At 60.9% G+C, this 23990-nt stretch carries 21 protein-coding genes; 13 read left to right on the forward strand and 8 right to left on the reverse strand.

Annotation, left to right across the window (positions count from 1 at the left end):
* From Q1W15_RS04165 to Q1W15_RS04180, 4 genes are all read left to right on the forward strand, one after another.
* Complete coding sequence (locus tag Q1W15_RS04165) at positions 1 to 1092, forward strand: efflux RND transporter periplasmic adaptor subunit (protein WP_300723135.1); 1092 nt, start codon at positions 1 to 3, stop codon at positions 1090 to 1092.
* Positions 1089 to 2180: an efflux RND transporter periplasmic adaptor subunit gene (locus Q1W15_RS04170; protein ID WP_300723152.1), complete on the forward strand. Its 1092-nt coding sequence runs from the start codon at positions 1089 to 1091 to the stop codon at positions 2178 to 2180. Before Q1W15_RS04165 ends, Q1W15_RS04170 begins: the two co-directional genes overlap by 4 nt.
* Positions 2177 to 5239, forward strand: a complete 3063-nt coding sequence (locus Q1W15_RS04175) for an efflux RND transporter permease subunit (protein WP_300723164.1) — start codon at positions 2177 to 2179, stop codon at positions 5237 to 5239. The genes Q1W15_RS04170 and Q1W15_RS04175 overlap by 4 nt, the downstream gene beginning before the upstream one ends.
* 184 nt (positions 5240 to 5423) lie before the next feature.
* Positions 5424 to 6164: an SDR family oxidoreductase gene (locus Q1W15_RS04180; RefSeq protein ID WP_300723180.1), complete on the forward strand. Its 741-nt coding sequence runs from the start codon at positions 5424 to 5426 to the stop codon at positions 6162 to 6164.
* Positions 6165 to 6324: 160 nt separating this feature from the next.
* Here the strand turns inward: Q1W15_RS04180 and betT are convergent, their stop codons facing one another.
* The 4 genes from betT to hemF all read right to left on the reverse strand — a co-directional run bounded on the left by betT (position 6325) and on the right by hemF (position 10819).
* On the reverse strand, positions 6325 to 8319 hold the full coding sequence (betT, locus tag Q1W15_RS04185) for a choline transporter BetT (protein ID WP_300723192.1): 1995 nt from the start codon (positions 8317 to 8319) through the stop codon (positions 6325 to 6327).
* 318 nt (positions 8320 to 8637) lie between these two features.
* Positions 8638 to 8964, reverse strand: coding sequence for a DOPA 4,5-dioxygenase family protein (locus Q1W15_RS04190; protein WP_300723207.1), 327 nt, complete (start codon positions 8962 to 8964; stop codon positions 8638 to 8640).
* A gap of 96 nt (positions 8965 to 9060) precedes the next feature.
* Positions 9061 to 9882, reverse strand: coding sequence for a shikimate dehydrogenase (aroE, locus tag Q1W15_RS04195; protein ID WP_300723218.1), 822 nt, complete (start codon positions 9880 to 9882; stop codon positions 9061 to 9063).
* A 22-nt stretch (positions 9883 to 9904) separates the two neighbouring features.
* A complete protein-coding gene (gene hemF, locus Q1W15_RS04200; RefSeq protein ID WP_300723230.1) occupies positions 9905 to 10819 on the reverse strand; it encodes an oxygen-dependent coproporphyrinogen oxidase in 915 nt (304 codons plus the stop codon).
* A 162-nt stretch (positions 10820 to 10981) separates the two neighbouring features.
* Between hemF and Q1W15_RS04205 the strand changes: the two genes are divergently transcribed.
* Positions 10982 to 11959, forward strand: coding sequence for an NADPH:quinone reductase (locus tag Q1W15_RS04205; protein WP_300723245.1), 978 nt, complete (start codon positions 10982 to 10984; stop codon positions 11957 to 11959).
* A 177-nt stretch (positions 11960 to 12136) separates the two neighbouring features.
* On the opposite strand, the gene Q1W15_RS04210 is transcribed toward Q1W15_RS04205, so the two are convergent.
* On the reverse strand, positions 12137 to 12694 hold the full coding sequence (locus tag Q1W15_RS04210; RefSeq protein WP_300723273.1) for an L-threonylcarbamoyladenylate synthase: 558 nt from the start codon (positions 12692 to 12694) through the stop codon (positions 12137 to 12139).
* Between the two features lie 35 nt (positions 12695 to 12729).
* On the reverse strand, positions 12730 to 13827 hold the full coding sequence (gene dprA, locus Q1W15_RS04215) for a DNA-processing protein DprA (RefSeq protein WP_300723291.1): 1098 nt from the start codon (positions 13825 to 13827) through the stop codon (positions 12730 to 12732).
* Positions 13828 to 14229: 402 nt separating this feature from the next.
* Between dprA and def the strand changes: the two genes are divergently transcribed.
* The 5 genes from def to Q1W15_RS04240 all read left to right on the forward strand — a co-directional run bounded on the left by def (position 14230) and on the right by Q1W15_RS04240 (position 18855).
* Positions 14230 to 14736 carry a peptide deformylase gene (gene def, locus Q1W15_RS04220; protein ID WP_300723303.1) on the forward strand — a complete coding sequence of 169 codons (507 nt, stop codon included), beginning with the start codon at positions 14230 to 14232 and terminating at the stop codon, positions 14734 to 14736.
* 141 nt (positions 14737 to 14877) lie between these two features.
* A complete protein-coding gene (gene fmt, locus Q1W15_RS04225) occupies positions 14878 to 15828 on the forward strand; it encodes a methionyl-tRNA formyltransferase (RefSeq protein ID WP_300723313.1) in 951 nt (316 codons plus the stop codon).
* Positions 15825 to 17135 (forward strand): 16S rRNA (cytosine(967)-C(5))-methyltransferase RsmB, encoded by a 1311-nt coding sequence (gene rsmB / locus Q1W15_RS04230; protein ID WP_300723346.1) that lies wholly within the window; start codon positions 15825 to 15827, stop codon positions 17133 to 17135. The genes fmt and rsmB overlap by 4 nt, the downstream gene beginning before the upstream one ends.
* Before the next feature lie 21 nt (positions 17136 to 17156).
* Positions 17157 to 18533, forward strand: a complete 1377-nt coding sequence (gene trkA / locus Q1W15_RS04235) for a Trk system potassium transporter TrkA (RefSeq protein WP_300723355.1) — start codon at positions 17157 to 17159, stop codon at positions 18531 to 18533.
* A 10-nt stretch (positions 18534 to 18543) separates the two neighbouring features.
* Entirely contained in the window at positions 18544 to 18855 is a 312-nt protein-coding gene (locus Q1W15_RS04240; protein WP_300723370.1) for a hypothetical protein, read from the forward strand.
* Positions 18856 to 18923: 68 nt separating this feature from the next.
* Here Q1W15_RS04240 and Q1W15_RS04245 read toward each other — a convergent pair whose 3' ends face one another.
* A complete protein-coding gene (locus Q1W15_RS04245) occupies positions 18924 to 19811 on the reverse strand; it encodes a lysophospholipid acyltransferase (protein WP_300723384.1) in 888 nt (295 codons plus the stop codon).
* Between the two features lie 146 nt (positions 19812 to 19957).
* On the reverse strand, positions 19958 to 20515 hold the full coding sequence (locus Q1W15_RS04250; RefSeq protein WP_300723396.1) for a DNA-3-methyladenine glycosylase I: 558 nt from the start codon (positions 20513 to 20515) through the stop codon (positions 19958 to 19960).
* An 81-nt stretch (positions 20516 to 20596) separates the two neighbouring features.
* Between Q1W15_RS04250 and glyQ the strand changes: the two genes are divergently transcribed.
* The 3 genes from glyQ to gmhB form a co-directional block, all read left to right on the forward strand.
* The gene (gene glyQ, locus Q1W15_RS04255; protein ID WP_003187265.1) at positions 20597 to 21550 is read left to right on the forward strand and encodes a glycine--tRNA ligase subunit alpha; all 954 of its coding nucleotides are present in this window, start codon (positions 20597 to 20599) and stop codon (positions 21548 to 21550) included.
* Positions 21547 to 23601 (forward strand): glycine--tRNA ligase subunit beta, encoded by a 2055-nt coding sequence (gene glyS, locus Q1W15_RS04260; protein ID WP_300723411.1) that lies wholly within the window; start codon positions 21547 to 21549, stop codon positions 23599 to 23601. Before glyQ ends, glyS begins: the two co-directional genes overlap by 4 nt.
* Positions 23601 to 23990: D-glycero-beta-D-manno-heptose 1,7-bisphosphate 7-phosphatase (gene gmhB / locus Q1W15_RS04265; RefSeq protein WP_300723451.1), on the forward strand; the 390-nt coding region annotated here is incomplete at its 3' end. The genes glyS and gmhB, both read left to right, overlap by 1 nt.

Here is a 23990-nt window from a genome sequence, read left to right on the forward strand (position 1 = left end):
ATGGTGGGTCCACGAAACACAGGGGTTTTGGGCTTGAGCTTGCTGGTGCTGTTAACCGCGTGCGGAAAGGAAAGCCCAAAGGAGCCATTATCGCCTCGCGTCTATGTGCAGCAGGTCAGCAGCCGCGAATATGCTTCGCCCATTCTGCTCAGTGGCGACATTCAGGCCCGGGTCGAGACCCAGTTGTCATTCCGGGTGGGCGGCAAGGTGATCGAGCGCACGGTCGATGTCGGCGATCACATCAAGGCCAACCAAGTGCTGGCACGCCTTGACCCCAAAGACTTGAACATCCAGGTACGCACGGCGCAAGCCAGCGTGGCCGCGCAAAAAGCGCAAGTGGCGCAAACCGGGCAGGCCTATGTTCGTCAGCAAAAGCTACTGCCCAAGGGCTACACCAGCCAAAGCGAATATGACGCCGCCAACGCCGCGTTTCTGAGCGCAAAAAGCGCCCTTGCCGCCGCACAGGCGCAACTGGACAACGCCCGCGAGCAACTGAGCTACAGCCAGTTGGAAGCCGAAGCCCCAGGCATTATTACCGCGCGCCGGGCGGAAGTCGGGCAAGTGGTGCAGGCCACCATGCCGATGTTTACCTTGGCCCGCGACGGGGCCCGCGACGCGGTCTTCAATGTGTATGAATCGCTGTTCATTGAGCCGCCCAAAGACCCCACCGTGCACGTCACCTTGCTGAGCGATCCGAGCATCCAGGTCAAAGGCCAGATCCGCGAAATCACCCCCACCGTGTCAGCTCAAAGCGGCACGCTACAAATCAAGGTACAGCTCGATGAGTTGCCCAAAGGCATGAACCTGGGCTCAGTGGTCAGCATCAACCTCACCCCGGCCCCCAGCCCCAGCATTGAGCTTCCCTGGTCGGCCCTCACCAAAGACGTCAGCGAGCCCGCCGTATGGGTCACGGACGAGAACAGCATCGTGCGTTTGCAGCGGGTCAAGGTGGCACGCTACCTGACCGGCAGTGTGATCGTCAGCGAAGGCCTCAAGGATGGAGAACGTGTCGTGATCGCAGGCGGGCAGTTGCTGCACCCCGGTATCAAGGTTGAGATTGCGCCTCTCCCGGCACAGGGGGCGCAATTATGAGCCGGTCATTGCTCAACCGCTTGTGGCTTGCCCCGCTGGCCGGCGCGCTGTTGCTCGGCTGCACCGAAGAACACGCTGAACCGCTGCCTGTGCGCCCCGCGCTGTATGTCGTGGCGCAGCCCCAAACGAGCGATCAGCTGGGGCGCTTTGCCGGCAATATTGAAGCGCGCTACGAGAGCACGCTGGGGTTTCGCGTACCCGGCCGTATTGTGCGGCGCTATCACGACGTGGGCACACAGGTGAAGGAGGGCGATATTCTGGCCAGCCTCGACCCTACCGATCAGCAAAATAACCTGCGCGCCGCTCAAGGCGACCTGGCCAAAGTGCGCGCCCAACTGATCAATGCCCAAGCCAACGCACGTCGCCAGCAAGAGCTGTTCGACCGGGGCGTGGGCGCAAAAGCGCAACTGGACACGGCCCAAGCCGATCTTAAAACCACCGCAGCGTCGGTGACGCAGGCCGAGGCCGCGGTCAACCAGGCCCAGGACCAACTCAATTACTGCAACCTGCGCGCCGATCATGACGCCGTGATTACCCACTGGCAGGCCGAGGCCGGCCAAGTGGTGAGCGTCGGTGAAGAAGTGGTCACGCTGGCCCGCCCCGAAATCAAGGAAGCAGTGATTGACCTGCCGGGACAACTGGCCGAAGCCTTACCGCCGGGCATTGAGTTCCGCGTGGCGGGGCAACTCGACCCGAACGTCAACACCGCCGCCCACGTGCGCGAAATCGCCCCACAAGCCGACAGCGCCACCCGCACCCGACGCACCCGCCTGACCCTCGACCAAACCCCGGCGGCCTTCCGCCTGGGCAGTTCGGTCAGCGTGACCGTCAGCTACCCCATTGCCGAGCACTTCAAAATCCCGCTGACCGCCCTGCAAGAGGTGGATGGCCGCACGCAAGTCTGGATCATTGATAAGACGGCGCACACCGTCACCCCACAACAGGTCAGCGTGCTGCGCCAACGTGGCAAAAACGTGCTGTTGGCAGGCGGTTTGAAACGCGGCGACTACGTGGTCAGCGCAGGGGTGCACAGCCTCACCCCGGGACAGACAGTCAGACTCGATCTCGATAAGGAAGCCTCACAATGAATGGGAAGTTCAACCTGTCCGCGTGGGCTCTGAAGCACCAGTCGTTCGTGTGGTACTTGATGTTTATGGCGGTGGTCGCCGGGATCTTTTCTTACATCAACCTGGGCCGCGCAGAAGACCCGAGCTTCGCCATCAAAACCATGGTGATCCAGGCCAAATGGCCGGGGGCCACGGTTGATGAAACCCGTTTGCAAATCACTGACCGCATCGAGAAAAAACTCGAAGAGCTGGACACCCTCGATTACGTGCAGAGCTACACCCGCCCTGGCGAATCCACGGTATTCGTGTTTTTGAAAGACACCACCAAAGCGGACCTCATCCCGCACATCTGGTACGAAGTGCGGAAAAAGATCGGGGACATTCGCGGCGACTTCCCTCAAGGCATTCAAGGCCCGGGGTTCGACGACGAGTTCGGTGATGTGTACGGCACCATCTACGCGTTCACCGGCGATGGCTTCACCATGCGCCAGCTGCGTGACTACGTCGAGCAAGTGCGCACCGGCATTCGTGACGTGCCCAACCGCGGCAAGGTCATGACCATTGGTGAGCAGGACGAAACCTTTTACCTGAACTTTTCAACCCGCAAACTCGCGGCTCTGGGCCTGGATCAACAACACATTCTTGAAAGCCTGCAAGCGCAAAACGCCGTGACGCCTGCCGGGGTAATTGAAGCCGGGCCGGAGCGCATGTCGGTGCGCACTTCCGGGCAGTTCCACAGCGTGGCCGACCTGGAAGCCGTCAACCTGCGGGTCAACGACCGTTTCTACCGGCTATCTGACATCGCCGAAATAAACCGGGGCTATGTCGACCCGGCCGCCCCAATGTTCCATTTCAATGGCAAACCGGCCATCGGCCTAGCGATTGCCATGAACGCCGGTGGCAATATTCAAGAATTCGGCAAAGAACTGCAGCAACGCGTCAACGAACTCACCGCGCAGTTGCCCGTGGGTGTCGACGTGCAGATGGTGTCCGATCAGGCGCAGGTGGTTGAGGTGGCCGTCAACGGGTTTACCAGCGCGCTGTTTGAGGCGGTGGTGATCGTACTGGCGGTCAGCTTTATCAGCCTGGGCTTGCGGGCAGGCCTGGTGGTGGCGATTTCAATCCCCCTGGTGCTGGCGCTGGTGTTTGTGTTTATGGAGTTCACGGGCATCGCCATGCAGCGGGTCTCGCTGGGTGCCCTGATCATCGCCCTCGGCCTGCTGGTGGACGACGCGATGATCACCGTGGAGATCATGATCACGCGGCTTGAATTGGGCGAAACCAAAGAGCAAGCCGCCACCTTCGCCTGGCACTCCACGGCCTTTCCCATGCTCACGGGCACGCTCGTGACGGTGGCGGGCTTTGTGCCTATCGGCCTGAACAACAGCTCGGCGGGGGAGTACACCTTTACGCTGTTCGCCGTGATTGCGGTGGCGATGCTGGTGTCGTGGATCGTGGCGGTGCTGTTTGCCCCGGTGCTGGGCGTGCATATCCTGCGCGCCAAGGTCAAACCCAAGTCCGAAAAACCGGGCCGGTTGGCACAGGCCTTCAATACCGGCCTGCTGTGGTGCATGCGCAATCGTTGGTGGACCATCGGCACGACCGTGTTGATGTTTGTGTTGTCGATTTTCGGCATGGGGTTGGTGCAGAACCAGTTCTTCCCGGCCTCTGACCGCCCCGAAATTCTGGTGGACCTGAACCTGCCGCAAAACGCCTCGATTCAGGAAACCTTGAAAGTGACGCAGCGCTTTGAGGAGACACTCAAAAACGACCCGGATATCGTGCGCTGGAGTTCCTATATCGGTGAGGGTGCGATTCGTTTCTACCTGCCCCTGGACCAGCAACTGCAAAACCCCTTCTACGCGCAACTGGTGATCGTCAGCTCCGGGCTGGATACCCGCGACGCCTTGATGGAGCGCCTGAACAAGCGCCTGCGTGAAGACTTCGTGGGCGTAGGCAGCTTTGTCCACACCCTGGAGCTGGGCCCGCCCGTGGGCCAACCCCTGCAATACCGGGTGAGCGGCAATAACATCGACCTGGTGCGCAAGTACTCGCTGGACCTGGCCTCGGTGCTCGACGCCAACCCCAACGTGGGCGAGACCATCTTCAACTGGAACGAACCGGGCAAGGTGCTACGCATCGACATTGCCCAAGACAAAGCGCGCCAGTTCGGGTTGTCTTCCGAAGACGTGGCCCAGGTGATGAACAGCATCGTCAGCGGTGCCGCCGTCAGCCAGGTTAAAGAAGATATCTACCTGATCAACATCGTCGGCCGCGCCATTGCCAGCGAACGCGGCACACCGGAAACCCTGCTCAACCTGCAAATCACCACACCGAGCGGCACGTCCATTCCGTTGCTGGCGTTTGCCACCGTGCGTTACGAGCTGGAGCAACCGTTGATCTGGAGCCGTGACCGCATCCCCACCTTGACCCTCAAGGCCTCGGTACGCGGCTCGATGCAACCCACCGACCTGGTCGCGCAGCTCAAGCCTGAAGTCGACAAGTTCGCCGCCAACCTGCCCCAGGGCTACACCCTGCAAACCGGCGGTACGGTGGAGCAAAGTGCCAAGGCCCAAGGCCCGATCGCTCAGGTCATACCGTTGATGCTGTTCCTGATGGCCACCTTCCTGATGATCCAGCTGCAAAGTGTGCAGAAGATGTTCCTGGTGGTCAGCGTGGCTCCCCTCGGCCTGATTGGCGTGGTGCTGGCGTTGGTGCCCACCGGCACGCCCATGGGCTTTGTGGCCATTCTGGGAATTTTGGCACTGGTGGGCATCATCGTGCGTAACTCGGTGATTCTGGTGACCCAAATCGACCAGTACGAACGCGATGGCTTCGACCCGTGGCACGCTGTGATGCAAGCCACCCAACACCGTCGACGGCCGATTTTGCTGACCGCCGCCGCGGCCAGCCTGGGCATGGTGCCTATCGCGCGTGACGTGTTCTGGGGGCCGATGGCCTACGCCATGATCGGCGGCATTATCTCGGCCACCTTGCTCACCTTGCTGTTCCTGCCGGCGCTGTACGTGGCCTGGTACAAAATCAAGGAAAGCAAAGACCCGGCCCCTACGCCTACGTGATGCCTGATGTAGGAACGAGCGTGCTCGCGATCTTTTAAAAATCAAAAGATCGCGAGCAAGCTCGCTCCTACGGGGGCGTCATTATTTGTTTTATCCGAATAAAGCTATCTAATTTCGCACCTTTATCTGTGATACCCACACATGTGAACCTAGCCCCACGCCTTATCCACTTCGGAGTGTTGCCATGAGTACTTCACACCCCAACGTCGCCATCATCACCGGCGCTTCACGCGGTATCGGTGCCGTGATTGCCCGGCAACTGGCCGCTGACGGTTTTGCCGTCGTGATCAACTACGCCAGCAGTGCGGGCGAAGCCCATGCGCTAGTCACTGAACTGACCGCAGCGGGGCATCAGGCCATCGCCGTGCAGGCAGACGTGGCCAACGCCACCGACGTAGCGCGGTTGTTTGATGAAGCCGAGCAGCAACTGGGCAAGGTCGACGTGTTGATCAATAACGCGGGTATCCTCAAAGTGATGCCGCTGGCCCAGCACAGCGACGCACTGTATGACCAGACCTTCAACATCAACACCCGCGGTACCTTCAACACCCTGCGCGAAGCGGCCACACGGCTAAACAACGGGGGGCGTATCGTCAACTTTTCCAGCAGCACGGTAGGCATGAACCTGCCGGGTTATGCGGTGTACATCGCCAGCAAGGCGGCGGTTGAATCGCTGACCCAGGTGTTTGCCAAGGAACTGCGGGGGCGGCAGATCACGGTCAACGCCGTAGCACCGGGCCCGGTGGCGACCGACTTGTTTCTGCAAGGCAAGACCGAAGAGCAAATCCAGGCATTCAGCAAAATGCCGCCCCTGGAACGCCTGGGCCAGCCTGAAGACATCGCCCGCGTCGTCTCATTCCTGGTGAGCCCGGCGGCAGACTGGGTGAACGGGCAAGTGCTGCGCACCAACGGCGGGCTGGTTTAAACGGCCCGCACAGGCTCGCGCACCACCACCACGCCAAACACGTCGCAGCCTTGCTGCACCCACAACGAAGCCGCCTCACACACAGGTCAGGGAAAGATCCGAAACGGCTTGGCAAAACTGTAGGAGCAATCGAGCGTCGACCGGCTGCTCCTACAGCGTTTTAACGCACCAGGTGCAAGAACTGCATATGCCGTTCGTACTGGTCGAGCACGTCGTTGATGATTTGCTCTTTGGTGTAGCCGGTCAGGTCGTAGTCCTGGCTGCCTTCGGCCAGGTGCACTTCAGCCCGGTAGTAACGGCGGTTGCGCAGTTCTTTAGGCCCCATGCCACCACGGGCGAAAGACGGCGTGAAGTAACCGCGCATTTGCACCTGGTAGATAAACGGGTGCTCGTCGCCGTAGTCGATTTCCAGGCTCACGTTGTCGTGGGCCGGGTCCGGTTGGGTGACGACGTTCAGGCCTTTTTCGCGGAACACCGCACTCACTTCTTCAATCGCCGGGCGTACGGTGGTGTCCATAAAGCGGTACACCTCGTCACGCGACGGGAAGTGCACGGCCTGGCTCAGGCGCTGGCGCCAGCCGCCTCTGCGCGAATGAGAGACCGGGGCCAACGAGTGAGTCTGGGCGATTTTCTTTTGTGACTCCAGGTAGAACGCCTTGTGCAGGCCCCACATCATCAGCAGCAGAATCAGCGAGAACGGCAATGAGGTGAGTACAACCGCGGACTTGAGGGCATCGATACTGCCCGAGAACAACAGTGCGCTGGTCACCAGCGCCGTCATTGCCCCCCAGAACACCCGCAGCCATTTCGGGCCGTCTTCATCAGCGTTGTTGCCGCGCGCCGAAAGGGTGGACAGCACCACCGTACCGGAGTCGGCCGAGGTGACGAAGAACACAAAACTGATGAACACCGTCACGGCGATCACGGTTTTGCTCCACGGGTAGGTTTCCAACAGCAGGTACAGCGTGCGCGACGGGTCGTCGATAGCCGATTGCCCGAGGGCGACCATGCCATGGTTAAGCACCTGATCGATGGCGCTGTTGCCGAAGATCGACATCCACGCCAGGGTGAAGCCCAGCGGAATCAGCAGCACACCAAACACGAATTCACGGATGGTACGGCCCCGGGAAATGCGCGCAATAAACAGGCCCACAAACGGCGACCATGCGATCCACCAGGCCCAATAGAACACCGTCCAGCCGCCCAGCCAGTCGTTCGGCTCGTTGTAGGCGTACACGTCAAAACTCTTGCTGGGCAGTGAGCCCAGGTAGTCGCCGATATTCTGCACCAGCGTGTTGAGCAACAGCTGGGTGGGCCCGGCAAACAGCACAAACAGCAGCAGCGCGCAGGCCAGCAGCATGTTGATGTCTGACATCACCCGCACGCCTTTGTCCACACCCGCGACGGCCACCAAAATGGCAGCCCCCATCATCAACGTGATCAGGCCCACCTGCACCCATTGGGTATGCGGCATGCCAAACAGGTAATCAAGGCCGGAGTTGAGGTGCAGCACGCCAAAGCCCATGTCAGCCCCCAGGCCGAACACCGTGGCGATGATGCCGAAGCCGTCTACGGCATAGCCGATGGGGCCATTGATGCGTTTACCGATCAGTGGGTACAGCGCCGAACGCAGCGCCAGCGGCAAATTGTGGCGGTACGCAAAGTACGCCAGCGCCATGCCAACAAACGCAAACACGCCCCAACCGTGCAACCCCCAGTGCAAAAACAGCAACTGCATGCCCTGACGCGCGGCCTCGGCGTTGCCGGCAGGGCCTTGTGGCGGGTTGAGCATATGGGTCAGGGGTTCGGACACACAGAAGAAAAATAGCGTGATGCTGATCCCGGCGGCAAACAGCATGCCCGCCCAGGACAGGTAACTGAACTCGGGTTCGTCGTGGTCGGCACCGAGCTTGATCTTGCCGTAGCCGGACAAGGCGGTGACGACCACGAAGATCAGATACAGGGTCATCGCTAACATGTAGTACCAGCCGACCGTATTGGCCGCCCAGTTTTGCGCCGCCAATAGCCATTCACCTGCCGCGGTGGGCATGGCGATCACCACCAGGCCAAAGACCAGAATGACAGCCCCGGCAAAGTAGAACACGGGCGGGTTCATGCGGATTGAGGACGTCTCGGACGTCACTGGCGCGCTCATCGAAGATGCACCTCATCGCAGTCAAACAGAGTGATAAAAGACGGGCTCGGCAAAGGAAAACCTCCTGTTGTGAGCGGGCAGCGGACCACCGTTTTAAGTTGAACGAGCATTCAAGTTAAACATGGATGGGCGTTTAGGACTAATTGCCACGCTGGGCTACGCGTGTCTTACGGTAGCTCATGAACAGGTATGACACATGGCGCTGATCGACGTTCCGCCGTTATCACGGGGGCTATCAGCGCCCTGAGGCGAATACGGTGCACGGTCGATGAAGGGGGCAAAAAAATAATCAAAAAAATGGTCGACGTGACCCTTGGCTTAAAAAACAGACAAATCCAAAGGCCGTACCGTGCCCATCCAGATCGCATGGTCGGTGTGATCCAGCAGGTCATGGCCGGTATCGGGGTGCATAAACACCACGAGACCATGGCGGTTGAGCGCCAGCCATGGCAACACCACCCCGATCAGTTCGGGTCCGAAGGCCAGTTGGCAACTCCAGTCGGGGTGCGGGCCAACCGGGCGTTCGTGAACACGGCCCATTCGCACGTCAAAGAGCCGCGCGGCTTCTTCGCACAAGGCACGGGCTTGACTCAAGGTGGACGCGTCGAAATAAACATGGGCGTGATAGCCCTTGATACGTTGCATAAGCACCTCCTGGAAAGCATAAGGGCGACGAAAAGAGCCGCACAACAGGCCTGCTGCGCAGTCCATCGCGCAGCCTTCGGCAGCGACTACAACGGCTTATTGCGCCAGCAGGTGGCGCAATTGGGCCAAGGCCGGAGCCGTGTCGGGACGCACGCCGCGCCACAGGTAAAAGGCTTCGGCCGCCTGCTCGGCCAGCATGCCCAGCCCGTCCATGACCTGACCTGCGCCGTGCTCACGGGCCCATGTGCAGAAGGGCGTTGGTTCGTTGCCGTACATCATGTCGTAGCAGAAGGTCTTGCCCGGTTCAATCAAGCGGCTGTCAATCGCGGGCAACTCGCCTGCGAGACTGGCCGAGGTGGCGTTGATAATCAGGTCAACCGGCTCGCACAACCAGTCAAAACCGCTGGCCACCACCGGGCCCAGATCACTGAACAGCTCTGCCAGCAATTCGGCCTTATCCACTGTACGGTTGGCGACCGTGATACACGCCGGCCCTTCGAGCAGGAGCGGCTCCAATGCACCGCGCACCGCGCCACCGGCACCCACTATCAGGATGCGCTTGCCCTTGAGGCTAAACCCGGCGTTCACCGTGAGGTCGCGCACCAAACCGGCACCGTCGGTGTTATCGCCCAACAACGTGCCATCCGCCAACTGGCTCAGCGTATTGACCGCGCCGGCCCGTTGCGCCCGCTCCGTCAGGTGGTCCGCCAGGCGGTAGGCGTCTTCCTTGAACGGCACCGTGACATTGGCACCACGCCCTTGCTGGAAAAACGCCTTGGCGCAGCCGGCGAAGTCATCCAGCGGGGCGAGCAACGCGTCGTACTGCATGACCTGGCCTGTTTGCTCAGCAAACAGGCGGTGCAAAACCGGGGATTTGCTGTGGCCAATCGGGTTACCAAAAACAACGTAACGGTCCATCAGGCTCTCTCCTTGGGCGGTATCAGGCGTTGGCCAGCCAATCACGGTCTTGCAGGAAGTAGTCGGTCAGGCGCGCCTCTGCGCTACCCGGCTCGGCTTTCCAGTCGTAGCCCCAGCGCACCTGGGGTGGCAATGACATCAAAATCGACTCGGTGCGGCCGCCCGATTGCAAACCAAACAGCGTGCCCCGGTCGTACACCAGGTTGAACTCCACGTAGCGGCCCCGGCGAAACTCCTGGAATTCACGCTGTTGGGCGGTGTACTCATCGGCTTTACGGCGCTGAACGATCGGCAGGTACGCGTCGATATAGGCGTCGCCAATGGCACGAATAAACGCGAAACAGGTGTCGAAATCCCACGCATTCAGGTCATCAAAAAACAGGCCGCCGATGCCTCGAGGCTCGTTGCGGTGCTTGATGTGGAAGTAGGTGTCGCACCAGGCCTTGTAGCGCGGGTACACGTCGGCACCGAACGGCGCGCAGGCCTGCTCGGCGATGCGGTGCCAGTGCACACAGTCTTCTTCAACGGCGTAGTACGGGGTGAGGTCAAAGCCACCACCGAACCACCAGACGGGCTCTTCGCCCTCTTTTTCAGCGATGAAAAAGCGCACGTTGGCGTGGGACGTAGGCACATGCGGGTTGTGCGGGTGGATCACCAGCGACACACCCAGCGCTTCAAAGCCACGGCCCGCCAGTTCAGGGCGATGGGCGCTGGCGGACGGCGGCAAACCGCTGCCAAACACGTGGGAAAAGTTAACGCCGCCTTTCTCGATGACATGGCCGTTTTCAATGACCCGTGTGCGGCCGCCGCCACCGGCAGGGCGCTGCCACGCATCTTCAACGAAGCGCGAGCCGCCATCTTCGGTTTCCAGAGCGTTGCAAATACGGTCTTGAAGGTCGAGCAGGTAGGCTTTTACAGCCTCGGTGCGAGTAGTCATGACATCACCCAGATTAAGTCAAAGCTACGCGGCACATCGTTCGTAGCGGGGCCGGCGGCAAAGGGCCGCTAGCATAACACCGCACCCCGCCTCATCGCAGTTGACGAAGGTCACGCTTCAGCGTTGGATAGAGCCCTCGTAAAATCAGCAAGGACTGTGCAGATGGCTAAACGTATCCAGATTCAGGCCCACGGCGGCCCTGAAGTGCTTGAGTTTGTCGACTTCCACCCCGCTGAGCCGGGCCCGCAGCAGGTGCGGGTGCGCAACCAGGCCATTGGTCTGAACTTTATCGACACCTACTATCGCGGCGGGCTGTACCCGCTGGCGCAGCTGCCATCCGGGCTGGGCAACGAAGGGGCCGGGGTTGTCGACGCCGTAGGCAGCGATGTGCATAACGTGCAAGTGGGCGACCGCGTGGCTTACGGCACTGGCCCGCTGGGTGCCTACAGCGAACTGCATGTGTTGCCGGCCGCCAACGTGGTGAAACTGCCTGAAGACATTTCATTCGAGCAAGCGGCGGCGGTGATGCTCAAAGGCCTGACGGTGCAGTACTTGCTGCGTCAGACCTATGAACTCAAGGGCGGCGAAACCATTCTGTTCCACGCAGCGGCTGGCGGTGTGGGCTCGATTGCCTGCCAATGGGCCAAGGCGTTGGGCGTGAAGCTGATCGGCACCGTGAGCTCGCCCGAAAAAGCCGCACTGGCCAAATCCCTGGGCGCTTGGGAAACCATCAATTACAGCCATGAAGACGTGGCTCAGCGTGTGCTGGAACTGACGGATGGCAAGAAAGTGCCGGTGGTGTATGACGGCGTCGGCAAGGACACCTGGCTGACCTCGCTGGACTCCCTGGCCCTGCGCGGCCTGATGGTCAGCTTTGGCAACGCTTCCGGTGCCGTGACGGGGGTCAACCTGGGGATCTTGTCGCAGAAAGGCTCGCTGTACGTCACCCGGCCAACCCTGGCGTCTTACGCCAACAGCGCCGAAAACCTGCAAACGATGGCGGATGAACTGTTTGCCATGATTCGCAGTGGCGACATCAAGGTTGATATCAGCCAGCGTTTTGCGCTGAAGGATGCCGACCAGGCACAGATTGAGCTGTCCTCACGCCGCACCACCGGCTCGACCATTTTGCTGCCGTAATACCCGCCAGCTCGCTCCTACGGATGGCAGCGTTTGTAGGAACGAGCTTGCTCGTGATCTTTTGATCTGGCTTTTGATCTAAAGGGCCCCCTTAAACCACGCAGGCCGAACGCAGGTTTTGCGCAGTGCCACGGAGGCGAAAACGGGGCGGCCCCTCCTATGGGGTTTTGCCAGGGTTTACGCGGGGCGCACGACCTTGCCGGTCGCCAAATCACGAATCAGGCTCGGGTTTTTACGCCCGCCCAAGTTACCGCCCAAGACGTGATCGATTTTTCCACGAAAGTACTGCTCCACTTTCAGCCGCGTGCGGGCCGCCGGCAAACCGGCCGGGTTGGCTGACGTCGAGACGATGGGCCCCACCAACGCACACAGCTCCCGCACCAGCGGGTGATCGCTGACACGCAAAGCCACGGTGTCGTGAGCACCGGTGATCCACTCCGGCAGCAGGCCTTGGTGCGGCACCAGCCAGGTATTGGGCCCCGGCCAGGTGCTGGCCATCCGGTCGAGCCAGGCCTGCGGGAAGTCTTCAAACAGAAAGTCGAACTGATGGATATTGTCGGCCACCACAATCAGGCCTTTATCCACAGGGCGCGACTTGATCGCCAGCAAACGCTCGACCGCGTCTTCATCCCACGGGTCACAGCCCAGCCCCCACACCGCTTCGGTTGGGTAGGCAATCACCGCGCCGGCCCGAATGGCTCGAGCCGCTTGTTGGACGCGCCAGGTGCTGATCATCGAATATCTCCCAAAAAGTACTGCGCGCAGTGTACTTAGCTGGGTCGAGCAAACCAACGCCCGCTCTCCAGCACCACATGGCCCTCCAGCTCAAGCTCGGTCAACGCCGCCAATAGCTTGGGCAGTTCCCAGCCACTGGCGCTGGCCAAGCCTTCGCTGGTGTAGGGTGCCGCCTGCAACAGTTGCACTAACGGGTGACCACTTGGCGTAAACAGCTCGGTGGTGGGGAGCGGCAGCGAACGCCAGCCGCGCAAGCCTTCCAAAATATGCTCGACGGTTTCAACCAGGGTCGCGCCTTCGCGAATCAATTGATGACAACCCCGTGCACCGGGGTGGTGAATGGAGCCCGGCATGGCATACACCTCACGGCCCTGCTCGGCCGCAAGGCGCGCCGTGATCAATGAGCCGCTGGCGACACTGGCTTCCACCACCAGCACGCCCAGGGACAGACCGCTGATGATGCGGTTACGCCGTGGGAAGTTGCCCGGCTGTGCCTCGGCGTCCAACGGGAACTCCGAAACCACGGCGCTGCCTCCCTCAATCATCGCTTCAGCCAAGGCACGGTGGCGCTGTGGATAAAGTTTTTCCAGCCCTGTGCCCAACACCCCAATGGTCTGCCCGCCAACGGCCAAAGCCCCCTGATGCGCGGCCCCGTCAATGCCCAGCGCCAGCCCGCTGGTGATCACAAAACCGGCACCCGCCAGGGCCCGCGAAAAAGCGCCGGCGGTGTCCATACCGGGCTTGGATGCCCGCCGGCTGCCCACCATCGCCAACTGCGGCTTTTCCATGATCGAAGGGCTACCCGCCACAAATAACAGCGGCGGCGCGTCGCACAATTCACTCAATAACGCCGGGTAATCGGCCTGGTCATGCAACAGCACATGCTGCTTGCAGCCCTCAAGCCAGCGCAATGCAGCGCTGGCACCGTCGCGCACAGCGGGGCTGCGCCGGGCGTCGCAGCTCGCGGCAGGCAGGCCCAGCGCTCGCCAGGCGCTGGCTGGCGCACTCAGCGCCGAGCAGGCCGAACCGAAGGCGCTGAACAGGGTGTAATAGCGGCGTGGGCCCAGCTCGGGCAAGCGATGTAAACGCAGGCGGGCTTCCAGCTCGGCCGGGGAAATGTCGGGTAGTGGCATGGGATCATCCTTGATCGGTTCAGGCGCGGTTTCGACCGGAACAAGCTGTGGATAAGTCTGTTAACAAGTTGTTTGGAAGCCGGGGGTAAAGCCCGGTTGCGCGCTTGATCAATCCTTGAAAAAACGTGCAGAACCCCAACCTTAGTTCACGGCTACACATCGGCGGCGTGCATTGATTTCAAAATGCGACGCCTCGCACCAGGGCAGCAGGTGGCCCTGCGCGCCGGGCGACTACAAGTCGTTTCATCCGTGGGTGAATCCCTTTATTATGTGCGTTCGCGTGAAACGCCAGAGCCCCGGCGGGCCCTCTCTGAAGGAGACGTTTTGCACAGGCTGTGCCGAGTCCTCAGGACCTCCCGCCAGCCACTTATGAATCTTTCACACAGTGCATCAATCAAACTTATGGCCATTTTAAACATCCTCGAATTTCCAGACTCGCGACTGCGCACTATCGCCAAACCCGTGGCGGTTGTGGATGACGAAGTCCGTCAGTTGGTCGATGACATGTTTGAAACCATGTACGAGGCTCCTGGCATCGGCCTGGCCGCCACGCAGGTCAACGTGCACAAGCGCATCGTGGTCATGGACTTGAGTGAAGACCGCAGCGAACCGTTGGTCTTCATCAACCCCGAGTTCGAAGCGTTGACCGACGAAATGGAGCAGTACCAGGAAGGTTGCCTGTCTGTTCCGGGTTTCTACGAAAACGTTGACCGCCCGCAGCGCGTCAAAATCAACGCGCTGGGCCGTGATGGCAAACCGTTCGAAATGATTGCCGAAGGCCTGCTGGCCGTGTGCATTCAACACGAATGCGACCACCTCAATGGCAAGCTGTTTGTCGATTACCTGTCTAACCTCAAGCGCGACCGGATCAAGAAGAAGCTGGAAAAACTGCACCGCCAGAACGTTTGATCCTCGGCATAACCCTACGCCTGTCTCGGACTCACTGTAGGAGCGCGCTTGCCCGCGATCTTTTAAAAAGATCAAAAGATCGCGAGGCTAGCGCTCCTACAGGGTTATTCCCGCCTCCCCCCCATTCCAAGTGAGTAATCCATGACTGAGCCACTGCGCATCGTCTTTGCTGGCACCCCAGAATTCGCCGCTGAACACCTTAAGGCGCTGCTCGACAGCCCTTATGAGATCGTCGCGGTTTACACCCAACCGGATCGTCCGGCAGGGCGTGGGCAAAAGCTGATGCCAAGCCCGGTCAAGCAACTCGCGCTTGAGCACAACATTCCCGTCATGCAGCCGCCCACACTGCGCGCACCTGAAGCCCAGGCCGAACTGGCCGCCTTCAAGCCGGATTTGATGGTGGTGGTGGCCTACGGCCTGATCCTGCCGCAGGTCGTGCTGGATATTCCGCGCCTGGGCTGCATCAACAGCCACGCCTCGTTGCTGCCACGCTGGCGCGGTGCGGCACCGATCCAGCGCGCCATCGAAGCCGGCGACGCCCAAAGCGGTGTGACCGTGATGCGCATGGAGGCGGGTTTGGACACCGGCCCCATGCTGCTCAAGGCCGTGACGCCGATCACCGCTAACGACACGGGCGGCAGCCTGCACGACCGCTTGGCCGAACTGGGCCCGCCCGCCGTGCTCACGGCAATCGCCGGCCTGGCCGCCGGTACCTTGCCGGGCGAGGTGCAGGACGACGCACTGGCCACCTACGCCCACAAGCTGAACAAAGACGAAGCCCGCCTCGACTGGAGCCGCCCGGCGGTGGAGCTGGAGCGCCTGATTCGGGCCTTCAACCCGTGGCCGATCTGCCACAGCACGCTCAATGGCGAGGCCTTGAAAGTGCTGGCCGCGCACCTGGCGGACGCCAAAGGCGAGCCGGGGCAGATTCTCGCGGCCAGCAAAGACGGCCTGATCGTCGGTTGCGGTGAAGGCGCGCTGTGCCTGACGCGTCTGCAATTACCCGGCGGTAAAGCGTTGAGCTTTAGCGACGTGTTCAACAGCCGCCGTGAGCAATTCGCCGTCGGTACTGTTTTGGGCGCAGCCCAATGAACCCGCGTCTGGCCGCCGCCAAGGCACTGACCGCCGTTCTGAACGGCAAAGCATCGCTCAACAGCTCGTTGCCGCTGCAACTGGACAAGGTGGAGGCGCGCGACCGCGGCCTGACCCAGGACTTGGCGTTTGGCACTGCCCGCTGGCAGCCGCGCCTGTCGGCACTGGCCAACAAGCTGTTGCAAAAACCCTTCAAAGCCGCCGATGCCGACGTTGAAGCGCTGTTGCTGGTAGGCCTGTACCAACTGCTCTACACCCGTATTCCGGCGCACGCCGCCATTGGCGAAACCGTGGGCTGTGCCGACAAGCTGAAAAAGCCGTGGGCCAAAGGCTTGCTCAACGCCGTACTGCGCAACGCCCAACGCGAGAGCGAAGCCTTACTGGTCGAGCTGGAGCACGACCCGGTGGTGCGCACGGCCCACCCGCGCTGGCTGCAAAAGTCGCTGAAAGCCTTCTGGCCTGAGCAATGGGAAGCCATTTGTGCGGCCAACAACGCCCACCCGCCCATGATCCTGCGCGTCAATCGTCGCCATCACCGCCGCGACGCCTACCTGCACTTGCTCACCGAAGCGGGTATCCAGGCCCAGCCCTGTGCCTTTAGCCAGGACGGCATCGTGCTGGCCGAAGCGTGCGATGTGCGCAACTTGCCGGGCTTCGCTGAAGGCTGGATCAGTGTGCAGGACGAAGCGGCGCAACTGGCCGCCGACCTGCTCGACCTGGCCCCGGGCCAGCGTGTACTCGACGCCTGCTGCGCGCCAGGCGGCAAGACCTGCCACATCCTTGAAGTGGAGCCCCAGTTGGCGGGCGTGGTGGCCGTCGACCTGGAAGCCAAGCGTTTGGTGCGCGTGCGTGAAAACCTTGAGCGTCTGGGCCTGAGCGCCGAACTGATCGCCGCCGACGGCCGCGACACGGCAACCTGGTGGGACGGCAAGCCGTTCCAGCGCATCCTGCTTGATGCCCCGTGTTCCGCGACCGGTGTTATCCGCCGTCACCCGGACATCAAGTTGACCCGCCAACCGGACGATATCGCGGCGCTTGCCACCTTGCAGGGCGAACTGCTCGACGCGCTGTGGCCTACGCTGGAAGTAGGGGGCGTGTTGCTCTACGCGACCTGTTCGACGTTGCCGACCGAGAACACTCAGGTTGTTGAAGCATTCCTCGCCCGTACTCCGGGAGCCCGCGAGCTGGATATCGCGGGGCCGTTCGGCATCAAGCAACCCCATGGGCGCCAACTGCTGGCCCAAGAGGGCGGCCACGACGGTTTCTATTACGCCAAACTGATCAAGATCGCCGCCGCTCGCGGCTAACCGAGCACTGAGGCTGACGGCATGAAAATCATCATTCTGGGCGCAGGGCAGGTCGGCGGTACGCTGGCAGAGCATTTGGCCAGTGAAGCCAACGACATCACCGTGGTCGACACTGACGGTGACCGCCTGCGTGACCTCGGCGACCGTCTTGATATCCGTACGGTGCAGGGCCGGGCCTCGCTGCCCAATGTGCTGCGCCAAGCGGGTGCCGACGACGCCGATATGCTGGTGGCGGTGACCAACAGCGACGAAACCAACATGGTGGCGTGCCAGGTGGCCTACACGCTGTTTCACACCCCGACCAAAATTGCCCGCGTGCGTGAGTCGGCATACCTGACTCGCGGTGAAGAGTTGTTCGACAACGACGCGATTCCGGTCGATGTGTTGATCAGCCCTGAACAAGTGGTGACCAACTACATCAAGCGGCTGATCGAACACCCCGGTGCCTTGCAGGTGATCGACTTCGCTGAGGGCAAAGCCCAACTGGTGGCCGTGAAGGCCTACTACGGCGGCCCGCTGATCGGCCAGCAACTGCGCCAGTTGCGTGAACACATGCCGAATGTGGACACCCGCGTAGCGGCGATTTTTCGACGGGATCGGCCCATCACCCCACGCGGCGATACGATCATTGAAGCGGACGATGAAGTCTTTTTCATCGCGGCCAAGGGCAATATTCGCGCAGTGATGAGCGAAATGCGCCGCTTGGACGAGAGCTACAAACGCATCGTGATTGCGGGCGGCGGGCAAATCGGTGAGCGCCTTGCCGAAGCCATCGAAAGCCGCTATCAGGTCAAGATCATCGAAATGAACCCGGCGCGTTGCCGGTATTTGTCCGACACCCTCGACAGCACCGTGGTGTTGCAAGGCAGTGCTTCGGATCGCGACCTGATGCTCGAAGAGAACATTGCCGACGCGGACCTGTTTTTGGCACTGACCAACGATGACGAAGCCAACATCATGTCGTCATTGCTGGCCAAACGCTTGGGCGCGAAGAAAGTGATGACCATCATCAACAACCCGGCCTACGTGGATTTGATCCAGGGCGGGGAAATTGATATCGCCATCAGCCCGCAACTGGCCACCATCGGCACCTTGCTCGCGCACGTGCGCCGGGGCGATATCGTCAGCGTTCACTCACTGCGCCGGGGTGCCGCCGAGGCCATCGAAGCGATAGCCCATGGCGATTCAAAGTCGAGCAAGGTGATTGGCCGCAGTATTGGCGATATCCACTTGCCGCCGGGTACGACCATCGGCGCGATTATTCGCGACGAGGAAGTCTTGATTGCCCACGATGCGACGGTCATTAACGCAGGCGACCATGTGATTTTGTTCCTTGTGGATAAAAAACACATTCGCGACGTGGAGAAGCTGTTCCACGTAGGGTTGAGTTTCTTCTAAGGAGACACGGATGCTGGAGTCACTGGAAAAAATGTTGGCCAAGGGTGTGGATAACTCACTGCTGCGCTTCGGCTTGGGCAAGGGTTACCTCGACCTTGGGGATAACCTCAAAGCGGCGGAGCATTTACAACGTTGCGTGGCCTTTGACCCCAAGTATTCCGCGGCCTGGAAACTGTTGGGCAAGGCACAGTTGGCCGCCGGTGAACGTGCGGCAGCGCGCAGCGCATGGGAGCAGGGCATTGCCGCAGCCCAAGCGCACGGCGACAAACAGGCCGAAAAAGAAATGACCGTCTTTCTGAAGAAGCTGGATAAGCTCTTGTAGGAACTTGCTCGCGATCTTTTGATCTTTTTGAAAGATCGCGAGCAAGCTCGCTCCTGCGGGAGGCCGTGTCAGTACCAGCGCGCCTCGCCCGGCGGGCGTTTTTTGAAGCGTTTCATGCTCCACATGTACTGGCTCGGGTAGGCCCGCACATATTTCTCGACCACCTGGCTCATGGCGGCGCACGAGGTGGCTGTGTCGGTGCTGTACATGGCCTCGGGGGCCGCTTCCAGGATCACTTTAAAACCCGAACCGTCCGGCAAGCGCAACGCGTGCAGGAACACCCCCACCGCTTTACCGCCCGCCAGCATGTTGGGTACAAACTTGCTGGTCAGGGCCATCGTGCCCAGGAACGGCACGAAAATACCCGCTGATTCGGCCGGCTCAGGGTCTGCCGGAATGCCCACCTGACCGCCTTTACGCACTTCCTTGATGACACTCAAGATGCCTTCTTTGGTGGAGGCGGCCACGCGATTGCCCAACTGTACGCGCTGCTTTTGCAGCAACTCGTCTACCGCCTTGAGTTTGGGCGGGCGATAAAAAATGATCGGTTTGCACTGGCTGCAATAGAAGTGGTTAAGCACCTCCCAGTTGCCCAGGTGGCTGGTGATACCGACCACACCTTTACCGGAGGCGAGGGCGTCTTTGAGCACGTCCAGGCCTTCGACTTCGCGCACCAGATCGATGGAGCGCTGAGCGGGCCAGATCCAGGCACACGCGCTCTCGGTCAGGCTTTTGCCGATGTCTTTGAGGCTCTGGCCGACCAGTTGCTCACGAGCGACCGGGTCCATGTCCGGGAAGCACTTGGCCAGGTTGATCCGCACCACATCACGGGAGCGGTTGGGCAGTTTCCACATCAGCCAACCAATAGCGGAACCCACGCGCTGTACCGCACCCCACGGGAGCATGGCAAACACTCTTAAAGCCCCGACCAGCAAGGCACCTTTAAACTTTTCCACAGGGTTTTCCCACTCCAGACAAAATGATTCTGTAGTCGCTGACGACGCACGAGGCTGCAATGGGTTGCGCAGCGCGCCCGCTATTGAAGGCCCTTTTGGGCCCGATCGCAGCCTTTGGCAGCGACTACAGGGTTCATGGCTGCATCTTAACCGCCCTTAGACAGCTCAGCGTAGCGGTCGCACGTGGTGGCGTGGTCCATGACCATGCCGCTGGCCTGCATGAAGGCGTAGCAAATGGTCGGGCCGACGAAGGTAAACCCGGCTTTTTTCAAGCCTTTGCTCATGGCCTCGGCTTCGGGCGTTACCGCCGGGAATTCATGCCGTTCGGTGAAATGGTTGATCTTGGGCTGGCCCCCCACAAACGACCACAGGAAGTCGACGGGGTCTTCAAGCGCCAGCCAGGCTTGGGCATTGCGCCGCGCGCCGGTCACTTTCAAGCGGTTGCGCACAATCCCCGGATCCAGCAGCAAGGCCTCGATTTCGGCGTCCGTCATCACCGCCAGGCGCTGTGCATCAAAGCCAAACATGACCTTGCGATAGTGCTCACGCTTGCGCAAAACCGTGATCCACGACAACCCGGCCTGGAACCCTTCGAGCAATAACAACTCGAAGAGCGCATGCGCATCGCGCAACGGCACGCCCCACTCTTGATCGTGATAGGCCGCGTACAGCGGGTCGTCAGGACACCAGAAACAACGTGGCATATAGGCTCCAAAAGGTGGTGGCGCGACCGAATCGGGTATACTCCCGCTCTTTAAATCGCAGCCCAAGAAACAGGTGAATTTGTGAGCCAGCCTACGCCAGCAGTGCGTACCTTCCAAGACTTGATCCTCGCCCTCCAGCAATACTGGGCCGAGCAAGGTTGTGTGGTACTTCAGCCCTACGATATGGAAGTAGGCGCCGGCACTTTCCACACCGCTACATTCCTGCGGGCCATCGGCCCGGAAACCTGGAACGCCGCTTATGTGCAGCCCAGTCGTCGCCCGACTGACGGCCGCTACGGCGAAAACCCGAACCGTCTGCAGCACTACTACCAGTTCCAGGTGGTATTGAAGCCCAACCCGGACAACTTCCAGGAGCTGTACCTGGGCTCGCTCAAGCATGTGGGCCTGGACCCACTGGTGCACGACATTCGTTTCGTCGAAGACAACTGGGAATCGCCAACCCTGGGCGCCTGGGGCCTGGGCTGGGAAGTCTGGCTCAACGGCATGGAAGTGACGCAGTTCACTTACTTCCAGCAAGCCGGCGGCATCGAGTGCTACCCGGTCACTGGCGAGATCACCTATGGCCTTGAGCGCCTGGCCATGTACCTGCAAGGCGTGGACTCGGTCTACGACCTGGTATGGGCTGACGGCCCGTTCGGCAAGGTGACCTACGGCGATGTGTTCCATCAGAACGAGGTGGAGCAGTCCACCTACAACTTCGAACACGCCAACGTCGACAAGCTGTTCGAACTGTTCGACTTCTATGAAAGCGAAGCCAAGCGCCTGATCGAACTCGACCAGCCGCTGCCGTTGCCAAGCTATGAAATGGTGTTGAAGGCGTCCCATACCTTCAACCTGCTGGATGCCCGCCGTGCTATTTCGGTTACTGCGCGCCAGCAATACATCCTGCGTGTGCGCACCCTGGCGCGTTCCGTCGCCCAAGCCTACCTGCTGGCTCGCGCCAAGCTGGGCTTCCCGATGGCAACCCCGGATTTGCGTGATGAAGTGTTGGCTAAGCTGGAGGCTGCACAATGAGTGCTCAAGATTTCCTGGTTGAACTGGGCACCGAAGAGCTGCCACCCAAGGCACTCAATACCCTGGCCGATGCGTTCCTGGCCGGTATCGAAAAAGGCCTGCAGACTGCCGGCCTGAAGTTTGAAGCCAAAAAAGTCTACGCCGCGCCGCGCCGTCTGGCTGTGCTGCTGACCGCGCTGGAAACCCAGCAGCCGGACCGCAACATCAACCTGGACGGCCCACCGCGTCAGGCAGCTTTCGATGCCGACGGCAACCCGACCCAGGCCGCCCTTGGCTTTGCCAAGAAGTGTGGCGTAGAGCTGAGCGAGATCGACCAAAGTGGCCCGAAACTGCGTTTCAGCCAGGTCATCACCGGCAAGCCGACCGCCAGCCTGTTGCCGACCATCGTTGAAGACTCCCTGAACGACCTGCCTATCCCCAAGCGCATGCGCTGGGGTGCGCGCAAGGAAGAGTTCGTGCGTCCGACCCAATGGCTGGTGATGCTGCTCGGTGACCAGGTCATCGATTGCACCATCCTCGCCCAGAAGGCCGGTCGTGAGTCCCGTGGTCACCGCTTCCATCATCCAGAAAGCGTGCGTATCACTTCGCCGGCCAACTACCTCAACGACCTGCGCGCTGCTTATGTGCTGGCCGACGCCAATGAGCGTCGCGAGCTGATCAGCAAGCGCACCGAAGAATTGGCCCGCCTGCAGGAAGGCACCGCCATCGTGCCGCCAAGCCTGCTGGACGAAGTGACCGCCCTGGTGGAATGGCCGGTGCCGCTGGTGTGCTCGTTCGAAGAGCGTTTCCTCGATGTGCCGCAAGAAGCCTTGATCACCACCATGCAGGACAACCAGAAATACTTCTGCCTGCTGGATGTGGACGGTAAGTTGTTGCCGCGTTTTATCACCGTGGCCAACATCGAAAGCAAAGACCCGCAGCAGATCATCGCCGGTAACGAAAAAGTCGTGCGCCCGCGCCTGACCGACGCCGAGTTCTTCTTCAAGCAAGACAAGAAGCAGAAGCTGGAAGACTTCAACCTGCGCCTGCAAAACGTGGTGTTCCAGGAAAAACTCGGCAGCGTCTACGACAAGGCCGTGCGTGTGTCCAAGCTGGCGGCCTACATTGCCCCACGTATTGGCGGTGATGCCGCATGGGCTGCGCGTGCCGGCTTGCTGTCCAAGTGCGACCTGGCCACCGAAATGGTCGGCGAGTTCCCTGAGATGCAAGGTGTTGCCGGTTACTACTACGCCCTCAACGACGGCGAGCCGGACGATGTCGCCCTGGCCCTGAACGAGCAGTACATGCCACGCGGTGCCGGTGCAGAACTGCCGACCACCCTGACGGGTGCAGCTGTGGCGATTGCCGACAAGCTCGATACGCTGGTGGGTATCTTCGGTATCGGCATGCTGCCCACCGGCAGCAAAGACCCGTATGCCCTGCGCCGTGCGGCATTGGGCGTGCTGCGTATCCTGATCGACAAGAAGCTGGACCTCGACCTGACCCAGGCCGTGGTATTCGCCGTCGGCCAGTTCGGCACCAAGGTCAAGCAAGCCGGCCTGGCCGAGCAAGTGCTGGAGTTCGTGTTCGACCGCCTGCGTGCGCGTTACGAAGACGAAGGCGTGGACGTTTCCGTCTACCTGTCGGTACGTGCCCTGCAACCGGGTTCGGCACTGGACTTCGACCAGCGTGTACAAGCCGTGCAAGCGTTCCGCAAGCTGCCGGAAGCCGATGCCCTGGCCGCCGTGAACAAGCGCGTGTCGAACCTGTTGAGCAAGGCCGACAACCTCGGCACTGCCGAAGTCGACCCGGGCCTGTTTGCCGATGCCAAGGAGTTCTCGCTGAACTCAGCCATCGCCAAGGCCGAGAACGCCGTGAAGCCGCTGATCGCTGAGCGTAACTACGCTGAAGCGTTGGCGCGCCTGGCGTCCTTGCGTGAGCCGGTGGATGCGTTCTTCGAAGCGGTGATGATCAATGCCGATGATGCTGGCGTGCGCAAAAACCGCTACGCCATGCTGGCGCGCCTGCGTGGCTTGTTCATCAATATCGCCGACATCTCCGTACTGGGCTGATCATATTGAAACTGCTGATTCTCGATCGGGACGGGGTGATCAACTACGACTCCGACGCTTACATCAAGTCGGTGGAGGAGTGGATCCCGCTGCCCGGTTCGATCGAGGCCATCGCGCAGTTGAGCAAAGCCGGCTGGACGGTGGCCATCGCCACCAACCAGTCCGGCATCGCCCGCGGTTACTACGACATCGCGACCCTGGAGGCCATGCACGCGCGTTTGCGCGCGTTAGTGGCAGAGCAGGGCGGCGAGGTGGGGCTGGTGGTCTACTGCCCCCACGGGCCGGACGAAGGCTGCGATTGCCGCAAGCCCAAGCCTGGCATGTTGAAAATTATTGCAGAACATTACAAGGTGCCCTTGGCTGGGATATGGTTCGTCGGGGACAGCCTC

This window comes from Pseudomonas sp. (assembly GCF_030150285.1).
Lineage (GTDB): Bacteria > Pseudomonadota > Gammaproteobacteria > Pseudomonadales > Pseudomonadaceae > Aquipseudomonas.

Coding starts and splice junctions, on each gene's coding strand:
- Q1W15_RS04165 (WP_300723135.1), top strand. CDS start 1: ATGGTGGGTCCACGAAACACAGGGGTTTTGGGCTTGAGCTTGCTGGTG.
- Q1W15_RS04170 (WP_300723152.1), top strand. CDS start 1,089: ATGAGCCGGTCATTGCTCAACCGCTTGTGGCTTGCCCCGCTGGCCGGC.
- Q1W15_RS04175 (WP_300723164.1), top strand. CDS start 2,177: ATGAATGGGAAGTTCAACCTGTCCGCGTGGGCTCTGAAGCACCAGTCG.
- Q1W15_RS04180 (WP_300723180.1), top strand. CDS start 5,424: ATGAGTACTTCACACCCCAACGTCGCCATCATCACCGGCGCTTCACGC.
- betT (WP_300723192.1), bottom strand. CDS start 8,319: ATGAGCGCGCCAGTGACGTCCGAGACGTCCTCAATCCGCATGAACCCG.
- Q1W15_RS04190 (WP_300723207.1), bottom strand. CDS start 8,964: ATGCAACGTATCAAGGGCTATCACGCCCATGTTTATTTCGACGCGTCC.
- aroE (WP_300723218.1), bottom strand. CDS start 9,882: ATGGACCGTTACGTTGTTTTTGGTAACCCGATTGGCCACAGCAAATCC.
- hemF (WP_300723230.1), bottom strand. CDS start 10,819: ATGACTACTCGCACCGAGGCTGTAAAAGCCTACCTGCTCGACCTTCAA.
- Q1W15_RS04205 (WP_300723245.1), top strand. CDS start 10,982: ATGGCTAAACGTATCCAGATTCAGGCCCACGGCGGCCCTGAAGTGCTT.
- Q1W15_RS04210 (WP_300723273.1), bottom strand. CDS start 12,694: ATGATCAGCACCTGGCGCGTCCAACAAGCGGCTCGAGCCATTCGGGCC.
- dprA (WP_300723291.1), bottom strand. CDS start 13,827: ATGCCACTACCCGACATTTCCCCGGCCGAGCTGGAAGCCCGCCTGCGT.
- def (WP_300723303.1), top strand. CDS start 14,230: ATGGCCATTTTAAACATCCTCGAATTTCCAGACTCGCGACTGCGCACT.
- fmt (WP_300723313.1), top strand. CDS start 14,878: ATGACTGAGCCACTGCGCATCGTCTTTGCTGGCACCCCAGAATTCGCC.
- rsmB (WP_300723346.1), top strand. CDS start 15,825: ATGAACCCGCGTCTGGCCGCCGCCAAGGCACTGACCGCCGTTCTGAAC.
- trkA (WP_300723355.1), top strand. CDS start 17,157: ATGAAAATCATCATTCTGGGCGCAGGGCAGGTCGGCGGTACGCTGGCA.
- Q1W15_RS04240 (WP_300723370.1), top strand. CDS start 18,544: ATGCTGGAGTCACTGGAAAAAATGTTGGCCAAGGGTGTGGATAACTCA.
- Q1W15_RS04250 (WP_300723396.1), bottom strand. CDS start 20,515: ATGCCACGTTGTTTCTGGTGTCCTGACGACCCGCTGTACGCGGCCTAT.
- glyS (WP_300723411.1), top strand. CDS start 21,547: ATGAGTGCTCAAGATTTCCTGGTTGAACTGGGCACCGAAGAGCTGCCA.